The organism is Allobosea vaviloviae, assembly GCF_001298265.1.
GTDB classification, from domain to species: domain Bacteria; phylum Pseudomonadota; class Alphaproteobacteria; order Rhizobiales; family Beijerinckiaceae; genus Allobosea; species Allobosea vaviloviae_B.
Genome location: NZ_LGSZ01000086.1, coordinates 1 through 2813 on the forward strand (window position 1 = coordinate 1; position 2813 = coordinate 2813).

General features: G+C 65.7%; 3 protein-coding genes and 1 pseudogene. All 4 read left to right on the forward strand.

All coding sequences use genetic code 11. The features are described from left to right. Window positions 1-443, forward strand: a 443-nt coding sequence (locus tag AE618_RS25735; protein ID WP_054211920.1) for a virB8 family protein, incomplete at its 5' end; no start/stop codon positions are given. Further along, complete coding sequence (gene virB9 / locus AE618_RS25740) at window positions 440-1300, forward strand: P-type conjugative transfer protein VirB9 (RefSeq protein WP_054211921.1); 861 nt, start codon at window positions 440-442, stop codon at window positions 1298-1300. The genes AE618_RS25735 and virB9, both read left to right, overlap by 4 nt. A 10-nt stretch (window positions 1301-1310) precedes the next feature. Beyond that, entirely contained in the window at window positions 1311-2477 is a 1167-nt protein-coding gene (gene virB10, locus AE618_RS25745; protein ID WP_054211922.1) for a type IV secretion system protein VirB10, read from the forward strand. After that, window positions 2474-2813: pseudogene (locus tag AE618_RS25750) on the forward strand (hypothetical protein); the annotation flags it as partial. The gene virB10 and the pseudogene AE618_RS25750, both read left to right, overlap by 4 nt.

Below are 2813 nucleotides of genomic sequence, written 5' to 3' on the forward strand. Positions count from 1 at the left end.
CGGCGCTCGGGCCATCGCCGCGCAGCTACGACGAGGCGGTGACCAAGTATTTCCTCGGTCGCTACGTCCGCTCGCGCGAAGGCTACAGCCAGGCCGAGGCCGCCAGCAATTTCCAGACGGTGGCGCTCCTGTCCTCGCAGGCCGAGCAGGCGCGCTTTGCCGCCGTCTATCGCGGCTCGAACCCGGAAAGTCCGCAGGTGCTGCATGGGCGCTTCGGCGTCGCAGAAGTCCGCATCAAGGCGATCTCGCTCCTGGCCGACAACCTCGCCTCCGTCCGCTTCCTCAAGGAAAGCCGCAAGGGTGAGGAGATCAAGGTGACCCATTGGATCGCGACGCTGACCTTCGCCTATGTCAACGCGCCGGTCTCCTCGACCGATCGCCTGATCAACCCGCTCGGCTTCCTCGTCTCGGAGTACCGCGCCGATCCGGAGGTCGCGCCATGAACCGCTGCAGCCTCGCAATCGTCGGCAGCATGCTAATCGCACTACCGCTCGGCCTGCCCGCGATCGCCCTGCAGCTCCCGACGGCCGGCGCGCGCGACGAGCGCGTGCGCTTCGTCGCCTATGACCCAGCCAATGTCGTCAAGGTCAACGGCGTCATCCGGGCCTCGACCCAAGTGATCTTCGCCGAGGATGAGGAAATCGCCCATGTCGCGATCGGCGACTCGATCGCCTGGGAGGTCGCGCCGGCCGGCTCGATCCTGTTCCTCAAACCCCGAGAGAAGCATCCGCCGACCAATCTGCAGGTCGTCACCACGCGTCGCGACGGACGCAAGCGCTCCTACCAGTTCGAGCTTTCGATCGCGGAAGCCTCGCTGAAGGAGAGCTATTTTGTCGTGAAGTTCTCCTATCCCGCGGACGACGCCGATCGCCGTCGCGCCGAAAACGAGGCGCGCGGCCAGCAACGCGAAGGCGCTATCATCGACCAGACCTTTGATCTCCACCAGCAATATGGCGCGCGCAACTGGCGCTTCTCAGCGCAGGGGCCGGCCGATCTCGAGCCCGACGGCATTTTCGACGACGGAAAGGTCACGAGCTTCCGCTTCGCGGGCAATCGCGAGGTGCCGGCAATTTACATGGTCGGCTCGGACGGCGCGGAAAGCCTCGTGCCGAAGGATGTGCGCGGGGAGGTCGTCGTGGTGCATGCCACCGCGCGCGAATTCCGGCTGCGTCGCGGCAGCGAGGTCTTCTGCATCTTCAACGAGGCGTTTGACGCCGTCGGCGTGAACCCGGGGACCGGCACAACGAGTCCCAGCATCGCGCGGACCCAGAAGCAGCCAGCCCCTGTTCGGCGTCGTTGAGGAGCGTGTCATGACTGATCAGACTTCGTCATCAGGCGTCGAGGGCGAACGCGGCATCACGCCGGTTTCGGGACCGGTCGAAGGCAGCGGCCGGGCCTTGGCCAGGCGCGGCATCGGCGCGGCCGCGCTGATCGCGTTTTCGGTCCTTGTGATCTGGAGTACCTGGAAATCGGAAAAACCCGTCGAGCAGGACGGCGCCAAGCCAATCATCCGCCAGACGACGACCTTCGAGCCGGCGCGCGAACCGCCGGCGCCGGCTCCTGTCCAGCAGGCGGCCCTGCCGGTCCTGCCGCCTCAACTCGCACCTGCCGCTGTTCCGCCGCAGACCGACAAATTGATGGAGAGCGCGCGGCGTGCGCCGGTGCTCGCCTTCAATCGGCCAGGGCGCGGGTCGTCGGGCGAAGAAGCAGGGCAGGGGGCCTCTCTCCCGGGTTCACCCCTGCTCGCTGGTTCGGCCGAGCCACGCAACGAGTTGGCCGACAAGCTCAAGGCCACGACAATCGAGGGCGTCCGCGCCTCGCGCCTGCCAAACCGCAATCTCCTGGTGACGCAAGGGACTGCGATCCCTTGCGTGCTTGAGACAGCGATGTCGTCGGATGTGCCGGGCTTCGTGTCGTGCGTCGTGCTGCGCGATGTGCTGTCGGATTCAGGCCATGTCGTGCTGATGGAAAAGGGCACGCAGATCGTCGGGGAATATCGCGGCCAGGTCCGAAAGGGCTCCAAGCGGATGTTCGTGCTCTGGACGCGGGCAAAAACCCCGACCGGCGTCATCGTCGCGCTGGCCTCGCCCGCCACCGATGCACTCGGCCGCGCCGGCTTCGACGGTGAGATCGACACCCATTTCTGGGAGAGGTTCGGTGCAGCTCTGCTGCTCTCGATCGTCAGCGACGCAGCTGCGATCGGCCGCCAGCAGCTCGACGATGCGGATATCGAGATCCGCAACACCTCCGGAGCAGCCAACACGGCCGCTGGCATTGCCGTCGAGCGCTCGATCGATATCCCGCCGACGCTAAACAAGAACCAAGGCGAACGCGTCAACATCTTCGTCGCCCGCGATCTCGATTTTTCGTCTGTCTACGATCTGAAGCGGATCGAAAGCCGCGCACGGATTTTGGATCGTACGGTACCCGGCATCGATGGCGGTGTGGCGTCTGGTTCGCGAGTCACGAAGCCATGACGGCACTCTCGACATTGCCGATTGATGCGCAGCCCGTCGTGACGCTTGCGCCGGCGGCGCCGCCGACCCCGAGCGCTTCCGAGCGCCGCGCCAATCGGATTGTGCTGGAGCGCTATCTCGCGCCGCTCGCGCGGTTCCTGTCCCAATCTGAGCTGACGGAGATCGTCGTCAACCGCCCAGGCGAGGTGTTTACGGAAGGGCCGGACGGTTGGCATCACCATGAGCTGCCCGGTCTCGGCCATGCCCATCTCATGCATCTGGCCACGGCTGCTGCCGGCTATACCCGACAAGATATCGGCCCCGACCATCCGATCGTCTCGACGACGCTGCCGGTCT

What these genes read in the sequence shown, in the direction of transcription:
- virB9 (WP_054211921.1), top strand. Translation starts at nt 440, where the DNA reads ATGAACCGCTGCAGCCTCGCAATCGTCGGCAGCATGCTAATCGCACTA.
- virB10 (WP_054211922.1), top strand. Translation starts at nt 1,311, where the DNA reads ATGACTGATCAGACTTCGTCATCAGGCGTCGAGGGCGAACGCGGCATC.